The sequence below is a fragment of the Mucilaginibacter sp. OK283 genome (genome assembly GCF_900110415.1).
Lineage (GTDB): Bacteria > Bacteroidota > Bacteroidia > Sphingobacteriales > Sphingobacteriaceae > Mucilaginibacter.
The window spans coordinates 612,581-637,197 of sequence record NZ_FODR01000003.1 but is presented as its reverse complement, the minus strand read 5'-3'; the positions used below and the strand labels follow the sequence as shown (position 1 = coordinate 637,197).

General features: G+C 43.7%; 22 protein-coding genes. 15 read left to right on the top strand and 7 right to left on the bottom strand.

Features of this window, described 5'->3' with window-relative positions; all coding sequences use genetic code 11:
• Positions 1-29 precede the first annotated feature (29 nt).
• A complete protein-coding gene (locus BMX56_RS10830) occupies positions 30-779 on the bottom strand; it encodes an ankyrin repeat domain-containing protein (protein ID WP_090646252.1) in 750 nt (249 codons plus the stop codon).
• A 266-nt stretch (positions 780-1,045) separates the two neighbouring features.
• Here BMX56_RS10830 and BMX56_RS10825 point away from each other — a divergent pair, with 266 nt between their 5' ends.
• The 9 genes from BMX56_RS10825 (at position 1,046) to BMX56_RS10785 (ending at position 11,318) form a co-directional block, all read left to right on the top strand.
• A complete protein-coding gene (locus BMX56_RS10825; RefSeq protein ID WP_090646035.1) occupies positions 1,046-2,725 on the top strand; it encodes a DNA polymerase/3'-5' exonuclease PolX in 1,680 nt (559 codons plus the stop codon).
• 125 nt (positions 2,726-2,850) lie between these two features.
• Positions 2,851-3,849, top strand: a complete 999-nt coding sequence (rfaE1, locus tag BMX56_RS10820) for a D-glycero-beta-D-manno-heptose-7-phosphate kinase (protein WP_090646031.1) — start codon at positions 2,851-2,853, stop codon at positions 3,847-3,849.
• Positions 3,850-3,945: 96 nt separating this feature from the next.
• The gene (locus BMX56_RS10815; protein WP_090646025.1) at positions 3,946-4,503 is read left to right on the top strand and encodes a D-sedoheptulose 7-phosphate isomerase; all 558 of its coding nucleotides are present in this window, start codon (positions 3,946-3,948) and stop codon (positions 4,501-4,503) included.
• 43 nt (positions 4,504-4,546) lie between these two features.
• Positions 4,547-5,050 (top strand): D-glycero-beta-D-manno-heptose 1-phosphate adenylyltransferase, encoded by a 504-nt coding sequence (rfaE2, locus tag BMX56_RS10810; RefSeq protein ID WP_090646247.1) that lies wholly within the window; start codon positions 4,547-4,549, stop codon positions 5,048-5,050.
• 12 nt (positions 5,051-5,062) lie between these two features.
• On the top strand, positions 5,063-6,031 hold the full coding sequence (locus tag BMX56_RS10805; protein WP_090646022.1) for a glycosyltransferase family 9 protein: 969 nt from the start codon (positions 5,063-5,065) through the stop codon (positions 6,029-6,031).
• Between the two features lie 54 nt (positions 6,032-6,085).
• Positions 6,086-6,772, top strand: a complete 687-nt coding sequence (locus BMX56_RS10800) for a porin family protein (RefSeq protein ID WP_090646017.1) — start codon at positions 6,086-6,088, stop codon at positions 6,770-6,772.
• An 84-nt stretch (positions 6,773-6,856) separates the two neighbouring features.
• Complete coding sequence (locus tag BMX56_RS10795; RefSeq protein WP_090646014.1) at positions 6,857-7,333, top strand: SixA phosphatase family protein; 477 nt, start codon at positions 6,857-6,859, stop codon at positions 7,331-7,333.
• 165 nt (positions 7,334-7,498) lie between these two features.
• Positions 7,499-10,126 (top strand): sigma-54-dependent Fis family transcriptional regulator, encoded by a 2,628-nt coding sequence (locus BMX56_RS10790; RefSeq protein WP_090646009.1) that lies wholly within the window; start codon positions 7,499-7,501, stop codon positions 10,124-10,126.
• A 787-nt stretch (positions 10,127-10,913) separates the two neighbouring features.
• Positions 10,914-11,318, top strand: coding sequence for a DUF1761 domain-containing protein (locus BMX56_RS10785; RefSeq protein WP_090646005.1), 405 nt, complete (start codon positions 10,914-10,916; stop codon positions 11,316-11,318).
• A gap of 111 nt (positions 11,319-11,429) precedes the next feature.
• Here BMX56_RS10785 and BMX56_RS10780 read toward each other — a convergent pair whose 3' ends face one another.
• Entirely contained in the window at positions 11,430-11,861 is a 432-nt protein-coding gene (locus BMX56_RS10780) for a DUF6526 family protein (RefSeq protein WP_090646241.1), read from the bottom strand.
• A gap of 698 nt (positions 11,862-12,559) precedes the next feature.
• On the opposite strand from BMX56_RS10780, the gene BMX56_RS10775 reads away from it, so the two are divergent.
• Entirely contained in the window at positions 12,560-13,423 is an 864-nt protein-coding gene (locus BMX56_RS10775; protein ID WP_090646001.1) for an aldo/keto reductase, read from the top strand.
• A gap of 86 nt (positions 13,424-13,509) precedes the next feature.
• Positions 13,510-13,935 (top strand): hypothetical protein, encoded by a 426-nt coding sequence (locus tag BMX56_RS10770; RefSeq protein ID WP_090645997.1) that lies wholly within the window; start codon positions 13,510-13,512, stop codon positions 13,933-13,935.
• Positions 13,936-14,038: 103 nt separating this feature from the next.
• Here the strand turns inward: BMX56_RS10770 and BMX56_RS10765 are convergent, their stop codons facing one another.
• Positions 14,039-14,329 (bottom strand): YciI family protein, encoded by a 291-nt coding sequence (locus BMX56_RS10765; protein ID WP_090645992.1) that lies wholly within the window; start codon positions 14,327-14,329, stop codon positions 14,039-14,041.
• Positions 14,330-14,532: 203 nt separating this feature from the next.
• Here BMX56_RS10765 and BMX56_RS10760 point away from each other — a divergent pair, with 203 nt between their 5' ends.
• The 3 genes from BMX56_RS10760 (at position 14,533) to BMX56_RS10750 (ending at position 17,109) form a co-directional block, all read left to right on the top strand.
• Positions 14,533-15,699, top strand: coding sequence for a galactokinase (locus BMX56_RS10760; protein WP_090645989.1), 1,167 nt, complete (start codon positions 14,533-14,535; stop codon positions 15,697-15,699).
• Between the two features lie 59 nt (positions 15,700-15,758).
• Entirely contained in the window at positions 15,759-16,295 is a 537-nt protein-coding gene (locus tag BMX56_RS10755; RefSeq protein ID WP_090646236.1) for an RNA methyltransferase, read from the top strand.
• Between the two features lie 154 nt (positions 16,296-16,449).
• Positions 16,450-17,109: a YdeI/OmpD-associated family protein gene (locus BMX56_RS10750; RefSeq protein WP_090645984.1), complete on the top strand. Its 660-nt coding sequence runs from the start codon at positions 16,450-16,452 to the stop codon at positions 17,107-17,109.
• Between the two features lie 137 nt (positions 17,110-17,246).
• Here BMX56_RS10750 and BMX56_RS10745 read toward each other — a convergent pair whose 3' ends face one another.
• Positions 17,247-18,740, bottom strand: coding sequence for a glycosyl hydrolase family 28 protein (locus BMX56_RS10745; RefSeq protein WP_090645980.1), 1,494 nt, complete (start codon positions 18,738-18,740; stop codon positions 17,247-17,249).
• 432 nt (positions 18,741-19,172) lie between these two features.
• On the opposite strand from BMX56_RS10745, the gene BMX56_RS10740 reads away from it, so the two are divergent.
• Positions 19,173-20,243, top strand: a complete 1,071-nt coding sequence (locus tag BMX56_RS10740) for an AI-2E family transporter (protein ID WP_090645976.1) — start codon at positions 19,173-19,175, stop codon at positions 20,241-20,243.
• Here the strand turns inward: BMX56_RS10740 and BMX56_RS10735 are convergent.
• From BMX56_RS10735 to BMX56_RS10725, 3 genes are read right to left on the bottom strand one after another with little or no spacing between them, the layout of a single operon-like run.
• On the bottom strand, positions 20,240-22,891 hold the full coding sequence (locus BMX56_RS10735; RefSeq protein WP_090645971.1) for a cation-translocating P-type ATPase: 2,652 nt from the start codon (positions 22,889-22,891) through the stop codon (positions 20,240-20,242). The genes BMX56_RS10740 and BMX56_RS10735 overlap by 4 nt on opposite strands.
• A complete protein-coding gene (locus BMX56_RS10730; RefSeq protein WP_090645965.1) occupies positions 22,888-23,733 on the bottom strand; it encodes a universal stress protein in 846 nt (281 codons plus the stop codon). The genes BMX56_RS10735 and BMX56_RS10730 overlap by 4 nt, the downstream gene beginning before the upstream one ends.
• A 12-nt stretch (positions 23,734-23,745) precedes the next feature.
• Complete coding sequence (locus tag BMX56_RS10725; protein WP_090645962.1) at positions 23,746-24,582, bottom strand: universal stress protein; 837 nt, start codon at positions 24,580-24,582, stop codon at positions 23,746-23,748.
• Between the last annotated feature and the right edge of the window lie 35 nt (positions 24,583-24,617).

Below are 24,617 nucleotides of genomic sequence, written 5' to 3'. Positions count from 1 at the left end.
TCCAACAATGTGTACCACATACTTTAAGCCTATCCCCTTTTTAAATAAACATTCGGTACATTATTTGGCAAGTAATCAATCCCGTAAGCATGTTTCAATAACAAACTTACTGTTTCCATTACCGTAACCTCTTTACGGTGAACCTGTGGCAGCAAGCCCATCATAGCGTAACTTAACGGGTTAACGGCGGGCATCAGCGTTTCCCACTCATACCCTTTCCCCCAAATAAGTCCTTTAACCGTGATTGATAAATCGGCACCATTTTGCAGCAGGAAGTGGAGCATATCAATTGAGCTATTGCCGTTTTGATTTACAGCATGGAATATTGGTGTATGGCCGCCAAAACCATATTCGTCAAGGGCTGCACTGGCGTTTAAGTCAGCCCCGTGCTGCAACAGTACCTGGGCGCAGGCAAGGCTATTATATTCGGCGCAGTAATGCATTAAAGTTGCGCCGGTAAGCGGTGTATAGGTATTTTTGTGTATTGCATATGTTTTAACAGTTATTTGTGGATCGTCAATAATACACGATTCTAACTTTTCGGCATCATGCGCCAGTACGGCCAAAAGCGCCTGATCTTCAAACTCCAAACCGGCATCAATAAATGCCCGGATACAATCTTTAAATTGGGGGCTGCGGTAATACATCTCTACCATCGTGGTAAAAAGTGGCACGCCGCCATGAACTTCGTTTGGATTTCCTCCGTCACTGAAATATTGCTTAATTCCTTCAACAGAATGTACTTCGGTGGCGTAAAGGATTTGATTGTAATCGGGCATGGTATCTGAAATTATCTGACTATTAATAATGTCGTGTCCCATCGCGCAAAGAGGGACTGGCGTTAGTTCAAATTCATTGCAACCCAAACTTACAAAGTTTTCCATACTTCATGAACCATCGCTCCAAGGCAAATTTATTTTAAATAGGTTCCGTATCCGCCCGAAAAACAGGTATTGGTTTATTTATAAATTCAATGCCCAAAACAAACCATCCCGCAACACTGTCTTTACAATGGCTTTTTGTATTTTTACCGCTCAATTTAATTATGGAAAACAAACCCATAGCCCGCAAACTTCGATTACTATCGCAACTCATGGAGTTACATGAGGTTAACCCTTTTAAAATTAAGTCGATAGCTAATGCTGCTTTTAAGGTTGATAAGCTCCCCTTCCCTATTGCCGGTAAAACACTGGCCGAACTGGAAAAGGTTGACGGCATTGGCAAAAGCATAGCCGGCAAAATCATCGAGCTTTTTGAAACCGGTACTATGGCCGAAATGGAAGAAATGCTTGCCCAAACCCCAGAGGGCGTGGTAGAGATGATGCACATTAAAGGCATCGGCCCCAAAAAAGTTGCTATTATATGGAAGGAGCTGGGGATTGAAAACACGGGGGAACTTTTTTACGCCTGTAACGAAAACCGCCTGATTGAGGCCAAAGGCTTCGGGCTGAAAACACAGGAAGAGATCCGTAAGGCTATTGAATTCAGGATGGCCAGTAACGGCAAGTTCCTGTTTGCCCAGGTTGAAAAAGAAGCTAACGAGCTGATGGACATGGTAAAAGCTGTTTTCCCGGGTGCCTTAAAGCATTTCGCCGGTGAATTCAGGAGGCTAAATGAAATCATTACCGAAATTGTGATTGTGATTGGCAGTATTGACCAAAAGATTGCCTACGATGCTTTTTTAGCATCGGACATATTGCAAAATATAGCTCAGAATGAAAATCATATTTCGGGCGAGTTGAAGAACGGCTTGCTGGTTGATATTGTTTGTGTAGAAAAAGGTGATTACTATTTAGAGCTATTTAAAAATACCGGTACCGACGATCATGTACAGGCCGTTTTGGACCGCATTAACACCCCGCTTCAACAGCCCGAGACTGAAGAACTCATATACACCAAAGCCGGCCTGGCCTGGATGCAGCCCGAACTACGCGAAGGCACCATGTTTATTGAAAAGGCCGAAACAAACACGCTGCCGGTACTTATAAACTGGCACGATTTAAAAGGCAGCCTGCATAACCACAGTACCTGGAGCGATGGAGTAAACACGGTTGAAGAAATGGCCCTATACTGCCGCGATACCCTGAAGCTGGAATACCTGGGTATGTGCGACCACAGTAAAAGCGCTTTTTATGCCAAAGGCCTGACCATAGAACGCGTACTGCAACAACAGGAAGAAATTGACCACCTGAACAAAAAGCTGGATGGCTTTCATATATTTAAAGGTATCGAATCGGATATTTTGTACGATGGCTCACTGGATTACCCGGATGAGATATTGAAAAAATTCGATTTTATCGTAGCGTCGGTGCACTCTATATTAAAAATGGATGAGGCCAAGGCTACATCGAGGCTGATAACAGCCATTGAAAATCCATACACCACCATATTGGGCCACCCTACCGGCAGATTGCTATTAAGCCGTAAAGGTTACCCTATTGATTATAAAAAGGTAATTGACGCCTGTGCCGCCAACAATGTGGTAATTGAAATAAACGCCAACCCGTTAAGACTCGACCTCGACTGGCGCTGGCACCAATACGCCCTTGAAAAAGGTGTTATGCTATCAATCAATCCGGATGCCCACCGCCTGGATGGCCACCTGGATATGCATTACGGTATTTTGGCAGCGCGAAAAGGCGGCTTATATAAGGAAATGTGCCTAAATGCGTTATCGTTACCAGAGATTACAAAAGCCTTTGATAAGAAGAGAGGCGAAAGGTAAAAGGTAAAAGGTGAAAGGCAAAACGTAAAAGCCAATTGACTAATGACAGCGCAGCGAATGACCAATGACAAGCGCAGCGAATGACCAATGACAGCGAAGCGAATGACTAATGACAGCGCAGCGAAATGACTAATGAACTAATGAGCTTAAAGAATAAAGTACACGCCATACAATCATCAGGAGTAAAACCGAAAATACTCGTTATAGGAGATTTGATGGTTGACCATTATATAATAGGCGGAGCCACAAGGCTTTCGCCAGAGGCTCCGGTGCCCATTGTGAACGTAAAAAAAGAAACCTACACCCTTGGCGGTGCTGGTAACGTAGTGCAAAACCTGGTATCCCTTGGCGCCGGCGTTTCTGTAGCCGGCGTAATTGGTGATGATGCTGCAGCAATACAGGTATTTGATATCCTGGCTAACGAAGGGGTACAAACACTCAGTATTATTAAGGATAGCAGCCGCCCCACTACGGTTAAAACCAGGGTATTGGCAGGCAGTCACCAACTGGTGCGGGTGGATAGGGAGGTAACAGATACCGTTTCTGCAGCTATTGAAGATGAATTGATTGGCAAATTAGGCAAATATATTGAACAGGCCGATATGGTAATATTGTCTGATTACAACAAAGGCCTTTTTTCGCCATCGTTAACCCAAAGAGTTATCATCGAGGCTACCAAGCAGGGTAAAAAAGTGGTAATTGACCCGAAGGGACTCAATTACGAAAAGTATAAAGGTGCATTTATTATCAAACCAAACCGTAAGGAACTGGCCGAAGCAGCTAAAGTAGAAAAGATAAATTCGATTGAAAGCCTGCAGGAGGCATCGAAAGTTATTTTTGGACAAACGGGCTCTGAATACATCGTGGTTACTCTATCGGAAGAAGGGATGGTGATATTAAGCGAAACGGAGTACACAGCCTTGCCTGTAAAAGCCACCGAAGTGTTTGACGTAACCGGTGCCGGTGATACGGTTTTGGCAACCATGACCTATTTTATCGCCTCCGGATTATCTGTTGAAGAAGCATGTGAGTTAGCAAACCACGCGGCAGCAATAGTGATACGCCACGTAGGCAGCGCCACAACAACTATCGACGAAATTATTGAGGATATGGGAATGAGCTGAAAGCCGAAGGCTTAAAGCAGAAAGCTTTTTTTGAACAAGGTAAAACCAGTTCAAAAAAAAATTCCAAACTGACAACACAAAACCCAAAACTATAAAATGGTTTTAAAAGAACTTATAGATCATCAAAACACGATACAACGGGTAATTGACACCCTGCAGGGTGATATTGAAACAGCCTGTGAAATGATGACCACTACTTTAAAAAATGGCAACAAGGTATTATTTGCCGGTAATGGCGGCAGTGCGGCAGACGCACAGCACCTTGCGGCCGAATTAACCGGCCGGTTTGTAAAGGAACGAAAAGCTTTTCCTGGGATTGCTTTAACCGTCGACACTTCGGCTATAACGGCTATTGCCAATGATTACCATTACGATAGGGTATTTGCACGCCAGGTTGAGGCATATGCCAAACCGGGCGATCTGTTTATCGGCATATCTACCAGCGGCAATAGCCAGGGAATTTTAAATGCCTTTGAAACTGCTGCGCAATATGGCTGCAAAACTTTAGGGTTATCGGGCAGGGATGGCGGTAAAATGAATGGCAATTGCGATTTAAACATTGTTGTACCATCAAATACCACAGCCCGCATCCAGGAAATGCATATCCTGATAGGCCATATCATGTGCCAGGCGGTTGATAACATGTTTGATTAAAAAATATAAAGACACAACAAACCCTCTACCCAAAAGCAAGATAATGAGAATCGACCTCGAAAAAACACTTACCGGAAAAATTAATGATTTGTCATCGCTTAAAACCCTGGTACAAAGCTGGCAAAGCGAAGGAAAAAAAGTGGTATTTACCAATGGCGTGTTCGATTTATTGCATATTGGCCACATTACCTACCTGGCCAAAGCTGCCGAACTGGGCGATAAACTGATCATCGGGCTTAATGCCGATAGCTCTGTGAGACGCATCAAGGGCGAAAGCAGGCCGGTTAACGACCAAAATAGCCGCGCAGCAATATTAGCGGCATTGTTTTTTGTAGATGGCATAGTTGTGTTTGAGGAAGATACACCGCTAAATTTAATCAGTACCCTGCTACCCGACTATTTGGTAAAAGGCGCCGATTATTCAGTAGAGAATATAGTTGGGGCCAAAGAAGTAATAGCCAACGGCGGCGAGGTTAAAACCATTAATTTTGTAGAAGGCTATTCCTCAACGTCGATAATCAACAAAATCAGGAACCAAATTTCCTGATACGGCAGCAACATGAAGATACTGGTAATCCGCTTTAGTTCGATGGGTGATATTATATATACAACCCCCATTGTACGTTGTATTAAAAAGCAGGTTCCCAACGCCGAAGTTCACTTTTTAACAAAGCCTGCGTTTAAGTATATTTATGACAACAATCCGTATATTGATAAACTACTGCTGCTAAAACCTTCGCTTTCAGATACTATTAACGACATTAAGGCCGAAAAATACGATCATATTGTCGATTTACATAACAACCTGCGCACCGCAATTATTAAACTGCGCACGGGCATAAAAGCCACAACCTACAAAAAGCAACCCATAAGGAAATGGCTCAGCTTAAAATTTAAATTAAAGCTTATCGCCCCTACCCACCTGGTTGACAGGTACCTGGAAGCCGCAAAACCATTGGGCGTTACCAACGATGGCCAGCCCATTGATTACTACGTTAAAGCCGAGCATCAGCTAAGTAAACTACTTCCCCCGTCGCATCAAAACGGCTATATCGCCTTTGTAATAGGCGCCACGCATTTCACCAAACGGATGCCGAATGAAAAAATCATCAGTATTTGCAGTCAGCTTAAATTGCCTGTTGTGCTATTGGGCGGTAATGATGTTAAAGCTAATGGCGATATCGTCGCCGCTGCCATCGGTACTCATATCTATAATGCCTGCGGGCTAACCACTCTGGACGAATCGGTTTACCTGGTATCCAAAGCCGAAAGTATCATAGGTTTTGACACCGGCCTTACCCACATTGCCGAAGCTTTTAACAAACCCATTGTATCTGTTTGGGGCGGCACCGTACCCGAGCTGCTTGGCGTACAACCCTATATGGTTAAAGATGTACTGGTTGCCGGCATCGACCTGGATTGCCGCCCATGCTCAAAATTCGGGTTGGAGAAATGCCCGCTGGGGCATTTTAAATGCATGAATGATATGCCTGAGGATGATATCGTCGGATTTGTAAATAAGACGTAACGTCAAATCACCAAATTATTTACATTTGCTTACCGGCAACCTAAGGATGTCCCAATGAAAATACTTTTATATTTCTTGCTTTTATCCTGCTCGTCATTAGCCGCCTTCGCGCAACTGCCTGCTATTGGCATTAAGGGCGGTGTAAATTTTGCAACCATGCAGGCATCGGGCACGCAGGCCAATGTAGTTGCCGGCACCAACACCATTGCCAACAGCGGCATGGTAACATCTTTTAATTTCGGCGTTTTTGTCGATGTTAAACTTGGGCATTTTTCATTGCAGCCGGCTGTTAATTTTACCGGCAAAGGCGGCACATTCAATGGTTTTACCGGTACACTTCCAAATGGCTCTGTAAGCCAGGTTAGTACAAAATACAATTTATATTATGTGCAGGTCCCCGTTAATATAGTTTACTATATCTCTTTTGTGGTAGGCGAATTTTATATTGGCGCAGGCCCTTTTGTGGGCATGGGTGTTTATGGCCGAAAAAATCTATCGGCCGATAACAATAATAATGGTACACCTACCGCCATATCCAGCAGCGATAAAATTACGTTTGGTGATAACGGCGATATCAGATCGGATGAGTATGGCGCCGGCGCCGTCGCGGGCATCAAACTGAAAGGCGGACTGCTCTTCAACCTGAATTACGACATGGGCCTATCAAACGTAGCGCCAAACCAGGCTGGTAACACATTCAAAAACCATGTTTTCGGTGCTTCCGTAGGCTTTGTTTTTTAACATTTCTACTGCAAAACAACAAACAAAAAGCAACGTTAATACTTAATAAACCAAACTTAAAATACCCGGAAAATCCGTTTTGTTATGAAAAAATTGCTGCTCATCCGCCATGCCAAAGCCACACATGAAAGTGGCTACGCTGATTTTGACCGACCATTAAAGCAGGTGGGCAAAGAGGACGCCGTGCTTATGGCGTCGATACTGAAAGGGCAATCCATTATACCGCAAATAATAGTAACCAGCCCGGCGCTGCGTACGCAAACCACAGCAGATATTTTTACCGCGCAACTACAGCTACCCAATGCCGGCACCGATAAAAGAATTTACGAAGCCAACGAATACACCTGGGTAAAAGTGATTAACGGACTGCCAAACGAATATGATTTCATTGGTATTGTAGGCCATAACCCCGGCATCAGCCAGGTATTATATTACCTTACCGGCCAGTACCGCGATTTGCCAACCTGCGCCATTGCCCTAATCACTTTTGATAACGACACCTGGGAATCCATCAGCGGCGAAGATGGCCACTTAACTTTTTTTGATTCGCCGAAGGGGTGATCCGAGTGCATGTTCGGGGGAAGGATTGCTGAATTTCTGGGAGAACGCACACCGACGTTTCACATTAAAATGTGGAGCGCTTTGGTTTAATGATAAGCTGTATGCATATTTGAAGAACAGCAACCACGCGGAAACATCTGCCTGTAATTTCCATAAATTGCCATCATGAAAAAGACAAAACTTTCCGAATCAAATTTGCCGGCCCCCTCAATGGCCGGCCTTGAGCAGGAAAGAAGTATCTTGCTGGAACTGGGGAACGATATTACCCGGGTTCGGGACAAGAATGATCTTATTGTACTTTTTAAAAAAAGGATCAAAGGGTTATTTTACTTTACTCATACGATTGTTACCCTTATTGACTATAAGGACGAAATATACGTCCCTTTCCTGCTTGACAATGAAGGCTCTCCCATCCGGTCGCATCCAAGATACCAGGAAATGGTGAAGTCTCATTTTTCCTTGAACGAGCCCTTTATCCAGACGGTATTGGAGGCAGAAGAACCTGTATCTTTTCTGCTAGAAGATATAATGGACAAGCCGCAAAGCCCCGCTTTTCTCCGCGTTAATTACGAAGAAGGCGTAAGAGAAATTTTAATGACGCGGCTTATGAAAGAAGGAAAGCCCATGGGCTTTATTCATATTTATTCAGATAAACCCGGCAGTTTTAGCAGCGAATTCAGGAGCATTATTAAAGGCATTATACCCCAGTTGTCGAGCGCCGTATCTAATATTATCAAAAATGAGGAGCTGCTTGATAAGGAAAAAGAAAAATCATTCCTTCTTGACTTTAGCAGCGATATCGTAACCGTAAGGACGAAGGAAGAGCTTGCCCGCGCCGTCCGCACGTCATTAGGCAAGTTAAATCCACCGGGAGGCTTTGTCATTCGCCGGATCAATGAAGATCAGACGACAATGAGCCCTTATGTGTACGATCTTCAAAAGGCACAAGATCCCAAAATAGTGAGTGCGCTTGAGCAAGCCCGGTACCTCATCAATGACGGACTTCAAAATCGTGTATTAAATAACTCAATCCCTTTGCTATTTAACATAGACAGGGAAATACAACGCGGCATCACCTCACCTTATTTACAATATTGGAAGCAGATGGGGTTTAAGGACATTGTAGGTATCCGGTTGCGCAACGGGGAAACCAACCTTGGAATTTTGTTCCTCGACATCGGGGAGATCAATGTGCAGCTGTTGCAAGGTATTTGCGCACAAATATCCATCGCTATGGCTAATATTCTGGCGCATGAGCAAATCAATAAAAAACAGGAAGAGCAGGCCTTTTTGCTGAATTTCAGCAACGATATTACACAGTCGAGAACGAAGCTGGATTTGCAAAATGCCATTTTCAGGGTGTTGGATAAAACAATGCAAACAAAACTCGCCATGCTGCGGGTGATAGATGATGACGGCTTTCACCTGAGCCCATTTATGTTTGACGGTACATTGTTTGACAAAGCCCAAACCTATTACGGTAAAAGCCTGGCCAACCGGGTCACCATTGAAGAAACCTACACGGCGCAGGTGCTTGCAAGTAAGGATGGATTGGTGTTTAATGTAGAAGAAGAATTAAAAACCGGTAATACATACGCGAAGCTGTGGCAAACAACCGGCCTGAGAAATATGTACGCCCTGCCATTACGTGTGGGCGACAAAAGCATAGGCACCATCTGGCTGCTGGCAAACCGGCTGAGCCAGTTGCTGCTGAAAGGGATATGTGCCCAAATAGCTGTTGCTGTTGCCAATATACAGGCTAATGAAAAATTGCTGGCCTACAAAAAACAGCTGGAAGTAGAAAATGATTATCTGAAAGAACAGATCAAAACCATTTACAACTTCTCGGAAATAATTGGCAATGGCGACCAGATGCAAAAAGTATATCGCCTGATGTCATTGGTGGCCGATTCCAATACTACTGTGATGGTATCGGGCGAAACAGGAACAGGAAAGGAGTTGATTGGAAGAGCCATTCACAACGCATCGCCGCGCCGCGATAAGCTGATGGTAAAGGTCAATTGCGCCGCGTTGCCGGCAAATCTTATTGAGAGCGAATTGTTTGGTCATGAAAAGGGTGCCTTTACCGGGGCCATTGACCGGCGCATAGGTAAATTTGAGCTGGCCAATAACAGTACGTTGTTCCTTGATGAAATTGGCGAACTGCCGCTTGAAGCACAGGCTAAATTGCTGCGTGTAATACAAGAACGTGAACTGGAACGAATTGGAGGTAAGCAAACAATAAAGATAGATGTAAGGCTGATTGCCGCAACTAACCGCAACCTGGAAGAAGAGGTAAAGGCCGGCCGTTTTCGCTCAGATCTGTATTTTCGGCTAAATGTATTTCCCATCAGCCTCCCCCCTCTTCGTGACAGATTGGAGGATATTGAAGCCCTTACCCATTTTTTTGTAAAGAAACACAGCAGAAATACCGGCCGCAGGATCAGGAAAATTGCACCAAAAGTAATACAGCAGTTACGCAGCTACACCTGGCCGGGCAATGTACGCGAATTGGAACATTTACTGGAACGCAGTATATTATTAACAACCGACGGTATATTGCAAGATGTATATATACCCAGGAATATGAATTCAGAAAAGCAAGACGAGGCTGATCTCTTAAACCGCTCGCTGGAGGAAGTTGAACGTAGTTATATTATTGAAGCATTGAAACGGTGTTCCGGCAAAATTTCAGGTGCAGGCGGCGCCGCCGAAATTTTGAAAATTCCCGGCAATACTTTACACTCCAAAATGAAAAAATTAGGCATCAGCAAGAGCGATTATTTTGCCTGATAAATTCTTAGGGGCTAAATTTGGCTTATTAATATTTTTATACTTTTCATGAAGCACATCTCCACGCATCGTTGTGAGTGATAAAATTCCGCGAAATTCTGAAGGGGCAATGACGTATATCGCATGGTGGTTACAACTCGCCCCGGCTACGCTGCGCTGAATCTCTCTCCGGCTGTATCCGCAAAGAGGGCTTTGGAAATTACTATTAAATAACTAACTATCAAACAATTAACAATAGACACCCTCTTTTCACCACAGGTGACCGTTACACAACTAAGGTACAAAAAAAGCGCATGTTTTATGGTCGTTTGACGCCCCGAGATTTGAATACTGACTAACTTGCTTTTGGCAATAGTTGAATATTAAAATCTCGGAAGGCTGATCGACAGTATTTCAAACGCAGGGGCTTAAATACTTCGTTGTGCAACGGCCACCGCAGTCATAGAGAGTGGCCCAGCGCAACGTCGGCCTGGTGAGTCTTAGCCCGCGTTCAAAGCTGATGTTTGTGTAAAACCAAACACCTCATGGGTAGTAGCAAGATCCCGAAGCTGTGAACGAGGATTGATATGACGGCGAAAGACTCAAGAAGTTTTTGAAACTTCAAGTCTGGGTTTCACAACACCATGTAGATAACTTGCTTCAACCATGCCCACAGCTATCAGGACTGACAAACCGGACGCCTAATTTTGTTCCCCCCACACACCTAATCAATCCTCTTTATTCCACAAAAAAACTTTGCTCTTTAATCCAAAAACAGATAACTTTAATTACACATAAACTTATCATCATGGATCCTAAATTAATCAACTGGGCTGCCGTTGTGGTGGCTGCTCTCTCCTCATTTTTAGTTGGCGGTATCTGGTATTCGCCTGTACTGTTTGCCAAAGCCTGGGTAGCCGATAACAAACTTGATGAGGCCGACTTAAAAGCCGGCAACAAGCTCAAAATATTCGGGATGACCGCCATTTTTTCGCTTATTATGGCCGCAAACCTGGCTGCCTTTTTAGCCGATGCAAAAACCGACCTGGCCTGGGGCACCGAAGCAGGCGCCCTTGCCGGTATCTGGACATTTAGTGCCATTGCCACCATGAGCCTTTTTGAACTTAAAAGCTGGCGACTGATATTTATTAATGGCGGTTACAGTTTAGTATCCCTAACGCTGATGGGCGCTATTTTGGGAGCCTGGAGATAAGGGGAGAAAAATTCTAAATCCTAAAATCTAAATCCTAAAAGTCAGTCTTTTAATATCCCGGCTTCCAATCTTTGGATTTAGGTTTTAGAGTTTGGGGTTTAGAATTTAACCCTATACCCTATGATGGTCGGCCCTCCAGGTTTGGATTGCTTTTTTTATCTCGTTGGGTTTAAGGTTTTCTGCCAGTGTTTTTTCAACAAGCTGCACCATTTCCTCATCGGCTGCAAAACGCAGCGCCGCTATTTGGCCTATACTAAGGTTTCTGCTTAATGGTTGGCGCGTAAGTACAAAGTAACGCAGGCTTTCTTCGGCACGTATGGCCCTGTCTTGCGCTTTTAACGGAAAAGTGCGCATCATAATAAAAATAAAAAATAAACAGGTAAACAGCAATAGTATAAGCAGCGAGGTCATTAATCCACCGGTGCCCCATTGCATTACAACATTTACAGCGGCCGATATAGTTCCTGTTAAAACTAAAAAGCTTAATACATAGTGATAGCCCGGAGCAAAGCGCTTGTGATTGGTAAAATTCTGATCGGTCATGGCGGTTGTTTTTTTGTGGAAAGATAGGTTTTTAGTAGCGAGTATCAAGTAGCAAGACTGCTGCTTTTTGGTATCAAGTAGCAAGCCGCCGGCATTATATCTATCAGCAGGAATGGCTTGTCACCCGGCAATCAAAATCTTGATACTTGATACTAACCAGGGCGTTGCCTGCGGCCGGGCTCTATGCTCATACTGCACAGGCCTTATTCACGTGGCCGGTATCCGCGCCGAGCCCTAACGCAAAATTTGTCTGAACTCGGATTAAACAGATTTGTCAGATTTTTTGGATTTTGATTATCTTAACGGCTATTTTACTCACAACTCACAACTCACAACTCACAACTCACAACTCACAACTCACAACTCACAACTCACAACTCACAACTCACAACTCACCACTCACCACTCACCACTCACCACTCACCTACTCACAACTCACTACTCACTACTCACAACTCACTACTCACTACTCACCACTCACTACTCACCACTCACTACTCACAACTCACTACTCACAACTCACCTACTCACAACTCACAACTCACAACTCACAACTCACAACTCACAACTCACAACTCACCACTCACCTACTCACAACTCACAACTCACAACTCACTACTCACTACTCACTACTCACTACTCACTAAACCAAACAATACCGCAGTATTTGAGTTCAACTTATAATCAATATTAACAATATGGCTACAACAACAAGTTCATTTGAAAAAACTTTCATTTTAGGCGGCGGTTTCAAAATAAACCGCCTGGGATATGGCGCCATGCGCATTACCGGCCAGGGTATTTGGGGACCGCCCAACGATAAAAAAGAGTGCATTCGTGTGTTGAAACGCGCTGTTGAACTGGGCGTAAATTTTATTGATACTGCCGATAGCTATGGCCCCTTTGTGTCAGAGGAGTTGATTGCCGAAGCGCTTGTACCCTACCCCGCCGACCTGGTTATTGGAACAAAAGGGGGCCTGTTACGTACCGGCCCAAACGAATGGCCAATTGATTCGTCGCCGGCGCATTTAAACCAGGCCCTTGAAGGAAGCCTTAAACGCCTTAAACTGCAAAGGATTGACCTGTACCAATTGCACCGCATTGACCCGAAAGTGCCGGCCGAAAAATCATTTGAGGTATTGCAAAAGGCACAACAGGATGGCAAAATTAAACATATCGGCTTATCTGAAGTGAGTGTGCAGGATATAAAACTGGCACAACAATACTTCGAAGTGGTATCGGTACAAAATATGTACAGCGTTGATAACCGCAAATGGGAAGCGGAACTCGAATATACCCGCGAGCATAACATTGCATTTATCCCCTGGTTCCCGCTTGGCGGCGGTAACGTAAAAGGCGAAGATGTACTAAAACGCGTGGCCGGTAAACATGGTGCCACCATCCATCAAATTGCCTTAAGCTGGTTGCTGCACCATTCGCCAAATATACTGCTGATACCGGGTACCTCGAGCGTTAAACACCTGGAAGAAAATATGAAAACAGCCGATATTCAATTATCAGAAGACGATATGGACGTGCTGAACAGTCTTGGCCAATTGTAATTAATTTGCTATTTAAGGCTAAAAGCGACAGGATGTGGTTAATTTTACTGCATCCTTTTGTTTTGTATTAAAGTGATACCCTGCACATGAAAACTAAAGAAGAAATACTAAACAGCTTTTACACCACCGGCGCCGATGGCGTGTCCGAAATATCAGCTCCCGATTTACTGAAAGCCATGGAAGCTTATAAACAGCAAAGCCTTGCAGACGCATTCAATGCCGCCCGCAAGCTTAAGGATGAATTTGCCCCAACGCCCAATTACCAGTTTAAAAACCTGGAAGATTATATAAAAAGCACCGAAATTAAAGTTGTTAAGAACGATAAAGACGAATTAAGCGAACAAATAGCTTTAGTTGCCGATAGTGTACTCCCCAATTTTTTACCCGATGACCCCACCGTAACCGAGTTTGCCTTTGATTTTAATATGATGGGCATTGGCTATACCGCATTTTACACCAAAGATGCCGACGGCTACTGGCAAATGGTCCGTTGGAGAGTTGGAAGGGAATAGTTCTTAGTAGTAAGTATCAAGATTTTCACGTTCAGATGAAGCTATTTAAATTAGCTGCGCGTTGCAGCAGTCTTACTACTTGATACTTACTACTTGATACTACCTAAATAACCGCCACTTTAATAGGTTTCACATCTACAGATTCCCAAACGCTTTGGGTAACATAGGGCTCGGCCAGTTTCCAGGCATTTAATTCTTCTTCCGATTCAAATTGCAGCATCATTACCGAACCTATCATATTACCTTCTTCGTTTAAAAAGGCCGCGGCAGCAATAAAATTGCCATTGGCTTTAAGCGCTTTCACCCCATCAAGATGATGTGCACGTGTATTCATACGGCGTTCAAGGGCACCTTCGTCGGTATAATCGTAGCCGGTAACCAGGTATTGTTTCATAGTTTAAAATTTGATTGTCGTAATTTAACTTATAGGGTTAATTTATGTTTTTGATAGATGTAAAGCTATAAAATTAAAAATCCAGGCGAAACTTCTATTTTCTTACCTAAAATTTGATGTTTTTTGAAATTAATTTAATTTTATAAATGTAAACTTGACAATTTTTACAATATTTGTTTTCCAATTGTAATATAAACCGAATAATGAAGAATAATCTGCACAAGGAATTTATCAACATCTTTAATAAAGAAGCCGACAACGCCTACTTCTCACCAGGACGCGTAAACCTTATCGGCGAACATATCGATTATAACGGGGGGCTGGTTATGCCCTGCGCCATCACTTTTGGCACTTACCTGTTAACATCGCCTAATGAGGATGGTGTTTTCCGTTTCAGGAGCTTAAATTTCAATGAGCAGCAAGATACCCCTTTACAGGCATCATATGAAAAAGTTGGCGAAACCTGGTTTAATTTCCCAATCGGTGTAATCAACAGCTTTATACAGGAAGGCCATGATTTGAAAGGACTTGACATGCTTTTTTACGGCGATATCCCCATCGGTTCGGGCCTGTCGTCGTCGGCCTCTATCGAGGTGGTTACCTCTTTTGCGTTGAATGATATTTTTAACAGCGGTTATAGCAAACTTGATTTGGTTAAGCTATCTAAGTCGGTGGAGAATAACTTTATTGGTGTAAACTGCGGCATTATGGACCAGTTTGCTGTTGCCTTTGGCGAAAAAAACAAAGCCCTGATGCTAAACTGCGACACACTTGATTACGAAGCAGTTGACAGCAACCTGGGCGAATATGTGCTGGCCATTATCAACACCAACAAGCCCCGCAAACTGGCCGAATCAAAATACAATGAACGTGTAGAAGAATGCCAAACCGCTTTGAAAGCATTACAGCAGGAATTGGATATCAATTACTTATGCGATATTGATGCCGAAACCTTCGGCAAATACCAGCACCTGATTACCAATCCTACAGTACTTAAACGCGCCAAACACGTTATTGAAGAGAACGACCGGGTAAAACTTGCTGCCAAAGCATTGGCCGGCAATAACCTTGATGAATTTGGCAGGCTGATGTACGCTTCGCATGATTCATTGCGCGATTTATACGAGGTAAGCGGCATTGAACTTGATACCGTTGCCGAATACAGTAAAACCAACCCCAACGTAGCCGGTGCCCGCATGACAGGGGCAGGTTTTGGCGGCTGCGCCATAGCTTTGGTAAAAGGCGATGCCTTTGAAGACTATAGCAAAGGCGTTACCGAATACTATACCAGCAAAATAGGTTACGCCCCATCGGTGTACAGCTCGCTAATAGGCAATGGCGTGGGCCTGTTAAACGAAGTGGCTATTTAATTCTCTTTTTATACTTTTGTCCATGGTCTATGGACCATAGACTATGGACAAATAAAAAAATGCGTAAACTAAAGTTAGATGAGCTAAACCGGGCTTCGGTTGATGAATTTAAAGAACAAGCCAAACTGCCGGTTGCTGTAGTATTGGATAATGTGCGTAGCATGCACAATATCGGTTCCATTTTTCGTACTTCAGATGGTTTTGCGGTTGAGCAAATTTGCCTTTGCGGAATCACCGCCCAGCCGCCACACCGCGAAATTGAAAAAACCGCGCTCGGCGCCACCCTATCTGTAAACTGGACCTATTACGAAACACCGTTACAGGCTGTTGAACAATTGCGCAGTGAGGGCTACCAGATTATTGCCGTTGAGCAAGCCGAAAACAGCACCATGCTCAATGAATTCGTTCCCGATCCTGCCCAAAAGTACGCCCTCATATTTGGCAACGAGGTAAACGGCGTAAGCGACGAGGTTATGCAATCCATAGACGCCTGTATCGAAATCCCCCAGTTTGGCACCAAACACTCTTTTAATATTGTAGTATCCGCCGGCATTGTACTGTGGGACTTTTTTGCCAAGCTGGTAGCTGGTTCATAGATCATGGTTGATGGTTCATAGTTTTCTTTTTGCGTTTTTAACTTATTCGGATAAACCCGATCATCGCTATAGTTCAAAGTTTCTTTTAAAGTTTATAACTTGCTCCCCCATGAATCATGAACTATTAACTATGATCTATGAACCATGAACAAAAATGAACGCCTTAACAAAAAAACTCCAGATAAAACCCAATTCACGCTGGTTGTTGCATAACGCACCTGCTAATTTTCTGGATAGCTTATTGCCGCTACCCGATGATGCCGAAATTGTTTTTAATAGCGTCGGCAGTTTTAACGGGATACTTTTATTTATCATCAACAGCCAGGAATTGGCATCAGAGCTGAAAGTAATTATCCCGGTATTAAATGACGATGCTGTTTTCTGGATCATCTACCCAAAAAAAACTTCTAAAATCGCCACCGATCTGGAGATGATGAGCAGCTGGACCGAACCTGCCGTTTATGGTCTGCGCCCGGTTGCATCTGCCGCCGTAAATGAAACCTGGACTGCGTTACGTTTCCGCCCCCACGATAAGGTAAAAGTATCCGAAGGAAGAAACGACGGCATCCGTAATAATGAGCATAACGCTTATATTGACGTTGACAACAAAGTTATTACCCTTCCGCACTATATAAAAACCACCCTTGAACAACAACCCGCGGCTATGGCCTGGTACCAACAGCTATCGTACAGCAATAAAAAAGAGTACGTGCTTTGGATACTGACCGCCAAACAGGAAAAAACCAGGAACGAACGTTTATTAAAAATGATGGACATGTTGGCAAATAAAAAGAAAAACCCGGCGGATAAATAGGTCTTTTGTTTAATTCGATTTTCCGGGCATTACTAACTTATATATTGACATTTTTTGAATGTGCCAATCTATTGCCCGAACTTCCTATGAACTGGCAGCAGAATGTATGATGATATATACTTTCCGGCTTAATTTAACTATTTGTCCTTAGTCGCAATAAAGCGAATGCCATCGGTATGTTCCCCGATAAGGATATTCGCCATATCCCCTGTTTTATAATAACCTGGCTTCCCTGGCATATCATCTGCTATGCTTACCCCGTTGATCTTTAAATTTTCAAATACAACATTTTTTATCCGGCGTTCATTATCGTAGCCCGCGACGACCGAAATATTGGAGTGATGTCCATTGAAATCAACATTTTTAAAATATACATTTTGTATTCCTCTGCCCGGCGAAGTATTGTAATAGTGATTAAACATTACCCTGATATTAACAAGTTGCCCTTCTCTGAAATCTTCGACCCTGATATTTTCGAAACGCAATTGGTTTAACAGGTTGCTGTCTCCGGCATTCAGCGCAATACAACCCTGGTAATCTATCTGGTGCTCGTGCTGTTCCAGAACGTCAATATTCTTAAAAGTCATATTTTCAAGTGTGTCCGGCTTGTCGGTATCGCCATGAGTGCCAATCAGTACGGGGTGGGCAACATCTGCCCAAAGTGTAGCATTGGAAACTGAGATATTCCTGGTATTGCCATAATAATTCCACCTATGACCGTAAATAGCTATGCAATCGTCTGAGTTTCTCATAAAAATATCGCTGATGGCAACGTCCGAGCTGCAAAAAACGTCAATACCATCGGCATTGCCTTCAAAGCTGATTGACTTAAAATTACTGATCTTCACACCTGCCGACTGGCCGATAAGTATACTATACTTATGTGGCAAAACGATGATACCATCCACTTCAACATTTTTTGAAAACGCTACAGTCAACTGGTCGTTACGGGAGCTCTGTACGGTCGGAAGCTCGGCTTTGGCGGCATTTTGCTTCTGAAAAACGGGCAGCTGAGTTAATATTCCGCGTCCCAAAATACGAACGTTCTCGGCTTTACTGATAAGTATTTGCCCCTGTACAATAGCACCGCCTGCCAGGTAGATGGTTTGATTTGACCGCGCCTTAAGAACACCTACCTGGTGTATCCCAGGGCCAAAATAGGTTATATTGGTGTCGGCTGGTGACGGATGGAAAGTTTCAACCGGGTTTGCGAATAACTGGAGGTTATGAAGTATATCCCCATTTATTTCAACGGAAAGATTACGGGGCTTATCCAGAAAAAAGGAGAGTGTGTTAAATTGTATCCTGGGGACTATACCAAAGCCCAATGGTCTCACCCTGGCTTGTTCAACGGTACCTTTATTGTAAGTAACAGCAACCTCTACAATACCCGAAAAATCAAAATATGCAAAAGAGGTAGTCTGATGTTCACTTTTGGTGTTAACTATATTGGTAACTGTAGCCTTATATGTAGGCAGTGTTTTCCATTCACCTCCCTTTTGCCTTACTTTTACTATAAAATCGGTAGTTAAGGCAGCGCCAACAGGAGCTTTGTAAGTAATAAGTTGGGCATTTACATGGCTTACAATACAAAGCAACAATAAAAACAGTTTAATAATTCTTTTTTTCATTAAATATAAAAGTTAAAACTTGCGGCGTGTACCTGACACCGGGGCAGCCCTCCATTACGTCAATAATTATTGCCTTTGAAGAAGCCATAAAAGTCGCCCGAAAAAAACGGAGAGAAAGGCGGTTATGGGGTCAAATACAGGGGGTATATTTAATAAATGTTTATCCCAAACGAAAAAAATGCTTTATCTGCATGCGTTTCAATATAAAATAGCCTGAATGACAATTATTAGCTTGAAAATGCCAATCTATTTGCCCCCGTTGCCAATTGCCCTGTACAGCTGGTTTTGCCGTAAATAATGATTATGATCATTATTTCACCTGATGCCAGTTGGCAAAATAGCACCTGCAAATGATGACATTTGGTAAGAAAATATTAAGTCGAAAAGCTCGTAAACCGGCTAATCCCCGCAAGAGCGCAAAAACTGCACCCCATGGTAAAAGTAATGCCGGAATCCGTGAAACGGGCCATAGAACTCATTGGTCTGTTTGTTTTAGGAACGATCGTAGTTGTTGGGAATACTATCATCATGCCCTTATTAATGGCTTTTTTTTTCAGTTTGGTACTTTTGCCTGTATTCCGGTTTTTTAAAAAAATAAGGGTACCTGAAGTGGTAGCTGTTTTTTTACCAATTTTATTATTAACCATCGTGGTGGTGTTAATCATTTGGCTGTTCTCAAGTCAACTGGGGGCCTTGTTGGATGATTTTCCGCAGATCCAACGTACCGTGGCCAAGCACCTGGATGACCTGAGTATCTGGATAAGCCGTTCATTTGGCTATTCCCCGGCAGAGCAAGTTAAATTCATTAATGAGCAGAGCAAAAAACTATTCAGTTCGTTGGGCGGCGTATTGAGTGGTGCAGCCGGATCTTTATCGGGCATCATTATATTTATAGGCTTACTGCCTATTTATATCTACTTTATCATCCTGTACCGGAACCTTTTTTTAAAGTTCCTGCTGATGTGGTTTAAAAAAGATGAATACCAAAATGTAGAAGAGATTGTACGGCAGACCGAAAAAATGATTAAAAGCTACCTGGTGGGATTGTTGATACAGATTACCTACATCATTGTTCTTTTAGGGGGCACATTGTGGCTTTTCGGTATCCGCAACGCCTTACTCATTGGTATCATCTTCGCTTTTCTAAACCTGATACCCTACCTTGGTGCATTAATTGGCAATATTTTGAGCGTACTCCTTACCCTGGCTTCATCAGAGAGCCTTTTGGATGTGCTGATCGTATTAGGAGCCATTACAGCAGTACAATTTCTGGACAATAATATCCTCATGCCGCGTATTGTGGGTTCGCAGGTAAAAATCAACCCGCTTGTTTCTATCGTTGGTATTATCGTTGGCGGTGTTATGGCGGGCTTGTCGGGGATGTTCCTGGCAATGCCGGTGCTTTCTATTTTAAAAATCATGTTTGACCGTACTGAAAATTATAAGCAATGGGGTGTACTACTGGGCGACGAACGGCCGATAAAAAGCGAGCTGCAAATTTAGTGTACCATTTTTTGGATAGCTTTATGAACCTGAAAAATAGCTAACGGCAACAGGCTAACACATATAGCGGTCAGCCACACTTTAAAAGGAAGTACAGAAAGCCCTAAAACCAACCGCAGGCCAGGCACAGCATAAACCATCAGGATAAGGCCGCTGCAGAGCAAAATAGCAATCCATATCCATTTGTTCCTCGTGATCTCATTATTCAAAAAGCCGGAACCTTTCGATGACATGTTGAACACATGAAATAACTGGGCGAAGGTAAGAGTAATAAACGCTACATTATTGCAGGTACTATCATCGCTGTGCAGCACTTTACTGGCATAAACAACCGCAAGGATGACCGTAGAGGCAACAACAGCTGCGTATAGCGCTATAACCCGCCATTTTTTGTTGGTGATGATATCTTTTTGGGGATCGCGCGGGGGCCGCAGCATTACGGTAGTATCGCCCGTACCCAAACCCAGTGCAAGTGCAGGGAAGATGTCGGTCACCATATTTAAGAAAAGGATCTGTAGCGGCAATAAGGTAGCTGCGGGAGTGATAACACCTAAAATAGTAACTATAAATATCTCGCTCAGGTTACAGGACACCAGGTATACCACAAACTTTTGTATGTTTTGAAATATCTCGCGGCCGTGTGCAACTGCCCGGGCGATGGAAGTGAACGAATCGTCTTTCAATATGATACTGGCTGTTTCTTTAGCCACCTGTGTTCCCCGCTGGCCCATGGCAATACTTACATCTGCTTTTTTTAACGCTGGCGCATCGTTTACACCATCACCTGTCATGGCAACTACAAATCCGGCCTGTTGGAAGACCTCCGCTATTTCCAATTTTTGCCTGGGGGAAGTGCGTGCAAAAACAGAAGTGCCCAATACCCGATGTCTCCATGCTTTAGTCAGGGAAGCATTTTCAGGCAGTTCTTTTCCGGTGATTACGTCTTTGCTGTTACCATCAATCAAACCTACCTTACGGGCAATGTTTAATGCGGTTTGCGGATGGTCGCCTGTAATCATCACCACTTTAATGCCTGCATTTCTACAAGCCAGGATTGCTCCTTTGATGTCTATCCGGGGCGGGTCAATAAAACCAGCCATACCAATATAAATCAGATCATTCAAATAGTTATGCCTGGTAAGCGCATCGTCCAGCCGGTAGGCAAATGCCAACACCCGCAGGCCGCTGGCAGCCATCTTCTCAGATTTTAAAAGTATGGCATTACGGGATTCGTTGTCAAGAGCCTTGAAAAATGCCCCCGATTGTATTTGGCTGCATTTTTCTAACAGCCGTTCAACCGAACCTTTAGCCGCGGCAAAATATCCGGACGGCGTTTGGTGCAGGGTGCACATCATCATAATTTCCGAGTTAAATGGCACCTCGCCAATCCGTACGTATTGCTTAATTAATTCGTCGGTATCTAACCCCGTAGCTATGGCTATCTGCATTAATGCCACTTCCACGGGATCCCCTGTCGTTTCATCAGCGTTATTGCACAGAATCCCAGCTAATAAGAGTTTATCCAAGTTTTCGGCGCTCAACTTGATAGTGCCACCCGGAAATTTCAGGAGGTTATTTTCGATATGAACCTTAACACTTTCCTCCGGAAACGCAAACGTATCCACATGTATCTTGTTTTCGGTCAGGGTGCCGGTCTTGTCCGTCAGGATCACCCCGGTACTGCCCAGCGTTTCTACGGCGGATATTTTCTTTACAATGGCATTTCGCCTGGCCATCAGCAACATCCCGTATGCCAAGGCAACAGTCGCTACAATTGGCAAGCCCTCAGGTATCGCAGCAACAGCCAGCGCAATGGAGGTTTCTATAATAGTCAGGAAAGCTTTGCCTTGTATAAACCCTGTTACCGCAAAAATAACGGTCATGGTCAGGGTAATCCAGATTAGTTTCCGGCTTAACTTGTTCAGCTTTTTATCCAGCGGGGTAATCGTTTCGGCCGAACTTTCAACCAAAGCGGTAATGACACCTAACTGTGTATTTGCGCCTATCCCGGTAATCACCATTTTCCCGTTTCCGTTCATTACAGAAGTGCCTTTAAAAGCCATGTTTCGCTGGTCACCAATACTGCTATCTTCCTTTAGCCGTTCTGTTATTTTATCAGACGGAAGTGATTCACCGGTTAGCGGAGATTCATCGCATTGTAGCCTGCTTACAGCAACCAGGCGTCCATCTGCAGGGATCATATCTCCAGCCTCAAGCAAAACCAGGTCGCCGGGCACCAGCTCATCAGCCGGAATCGGCCTGGCTTCGCCGTTGCGAATCACTTTGGCCCGTATCACCTCCATTTTTTTCAGGGCGTTCATTGAACTGCGTGCCTGCATTTCCATAAAAAAACCAATCATGGCATTAATGATGATAACCGCCAGGATAGACATGGTTTCTAACCGGTCTTTAAAGTACAGCGAAACGGCTGCGCCAAAAACCAGAAGATAAACAATGGGGCTCCTGAACTGGGCCAGTAATATCATCCATCGGCTTTTTAGTTTTTGCGTTTGGTAAGCATTGGGGCCATAGGCTTTACGGCGTTTCGTGGCCTCATGTTCAGAAATCCCTGTATTGCTATTTGTTTGAGCCAACCCGACCACCTCCGTTGCCGTTAAAGAAAAGGGGTGATCTATTGGGTATTTCATTTACTTTCTTCGCTTTTATTAAAAGTAAGTAATGGAATTTTGCCGTAAAAAGAATATTCTTCAGCATTGGATGGAAAGAATAATTTCTCAAACATTGACCTTGACTGATGGGTAAATAATACAAGGAGTGATGGTTTGCTGGCCTTGATGGCCTGGTCCATATCTTCCAGCAAAGCATGGTTGATGTCTCTTTTGGGGGTTAACAAACTCACTGGATAGGATGCTTTTTTTTGTAGCGTGGCTTCCGCAAGTTCCTTATCAAACGCAAATTCATAGGGGTATGAAATATGCATCATGGCTACACTGGCCCCAAGGGGCTTCGCAAAATCAACTACCTTTTTCAATTCGTTTTCGTAATCGGTCATATCCGATGCATAAAGAATGTGTTTTAATTCTTTTAAATGATAAGAACTTGGTATGCACAAAACAGGTACTGCAGAACTGCTAATCAGTTTGGCGGTATGTGTACCGAATATTTTAGTTAGCGTGCCTGCGCCGCGGGTACTGATGCATACATAGTCACAACTGTGCTTACTGGCATAATCCCTGATCCCATCCACCACATCAACGTTGGATACCAGGGCCAATTGGTAAGTGATTTCGGGCTCTTCTATCGCCTTATAAATTTCGGCAATAAATGAGGATAGTTCTTCAATCGTTTTTTCTCTGAATTGCACAATATATTGATCAAAGGCTTCCGCTGTCCATTTGAAAGGTTTTAAAAGATGGTAAACATGCAGAATAACTAATTCAGCCTGGCGTTGTTTGGCCAGCTTAATAGCAAAGCGAATTGCCGCTTTTGAATTAGCGGATTGGTCGGTAGTCACGAGTATCTTTTCCATGAGTTTTGGGGGTTAGTGGTGAGCTATAAACAAGGGCGCTTCTATATCTTTTATAAGTTTGTCGGCCATACTGGATTTAAACCAGCGGGAAACACCTCCGCGCTGATAGGCCCCTAACACAACAAGGGTATGTTTATTACGGCTTTTAAGAAAGGTGGTCAGCTCTTCCTCAGGGTTACCGTTCAACAAGGCATAGCTTGCCGCCGGATAATGACAGGCAATAAATTCCTTAACCAAAGCTTCATCAGGAAGTTCGGCCACATCGCCGTCATCGGCTACCGAAACTACTTCAATTGGTTTACCGCGCAGCCAGGGCATCATATAGTTGAACATCTTTATTGCATATACAGCCGGCGGCTTGCCATCATAAAGCAGCACTACTTTTTCAATCTCCTGGTAATCCCGGGGTGTAATAAAGACCGGGCATTGCGTTGCTGCAAGCAGCTCCCGGATAAAATGTGTAGGAGGCTGGACACGCACATGGCTGAACGTTTCTTCTACGTTAATTAGCAGCAGGTCGCTATAAATACTTTCTTTAAGTACTTCCTGTAAAGAAAAACCTTGATCGCGATGTATAGCATAGCTGATATGTGTTTTTTTGCAGGCCTGTTCAAAGATACCGACCGATTTATCCCGGGTAGCTTTATCCTTTTCCAAAAGATGTTTAATTTTCACTTCAGACAGCCCGCTGCTCCCGATGAGGTCATCCAGCCGGTAACTGTTATACAGCAATGACTCCAGGAATACACCAGAGAGAAGCGCCCTGCTGCTTTCGGCCAGTTTTATAGCGTAAGCCAGCGTACTATCCGCGAATTTTAATCCATCAAATACTGCGCTTATTTTTTTCATGATTTTGGAATTAATGCAGATGTGTGTTACTTAAT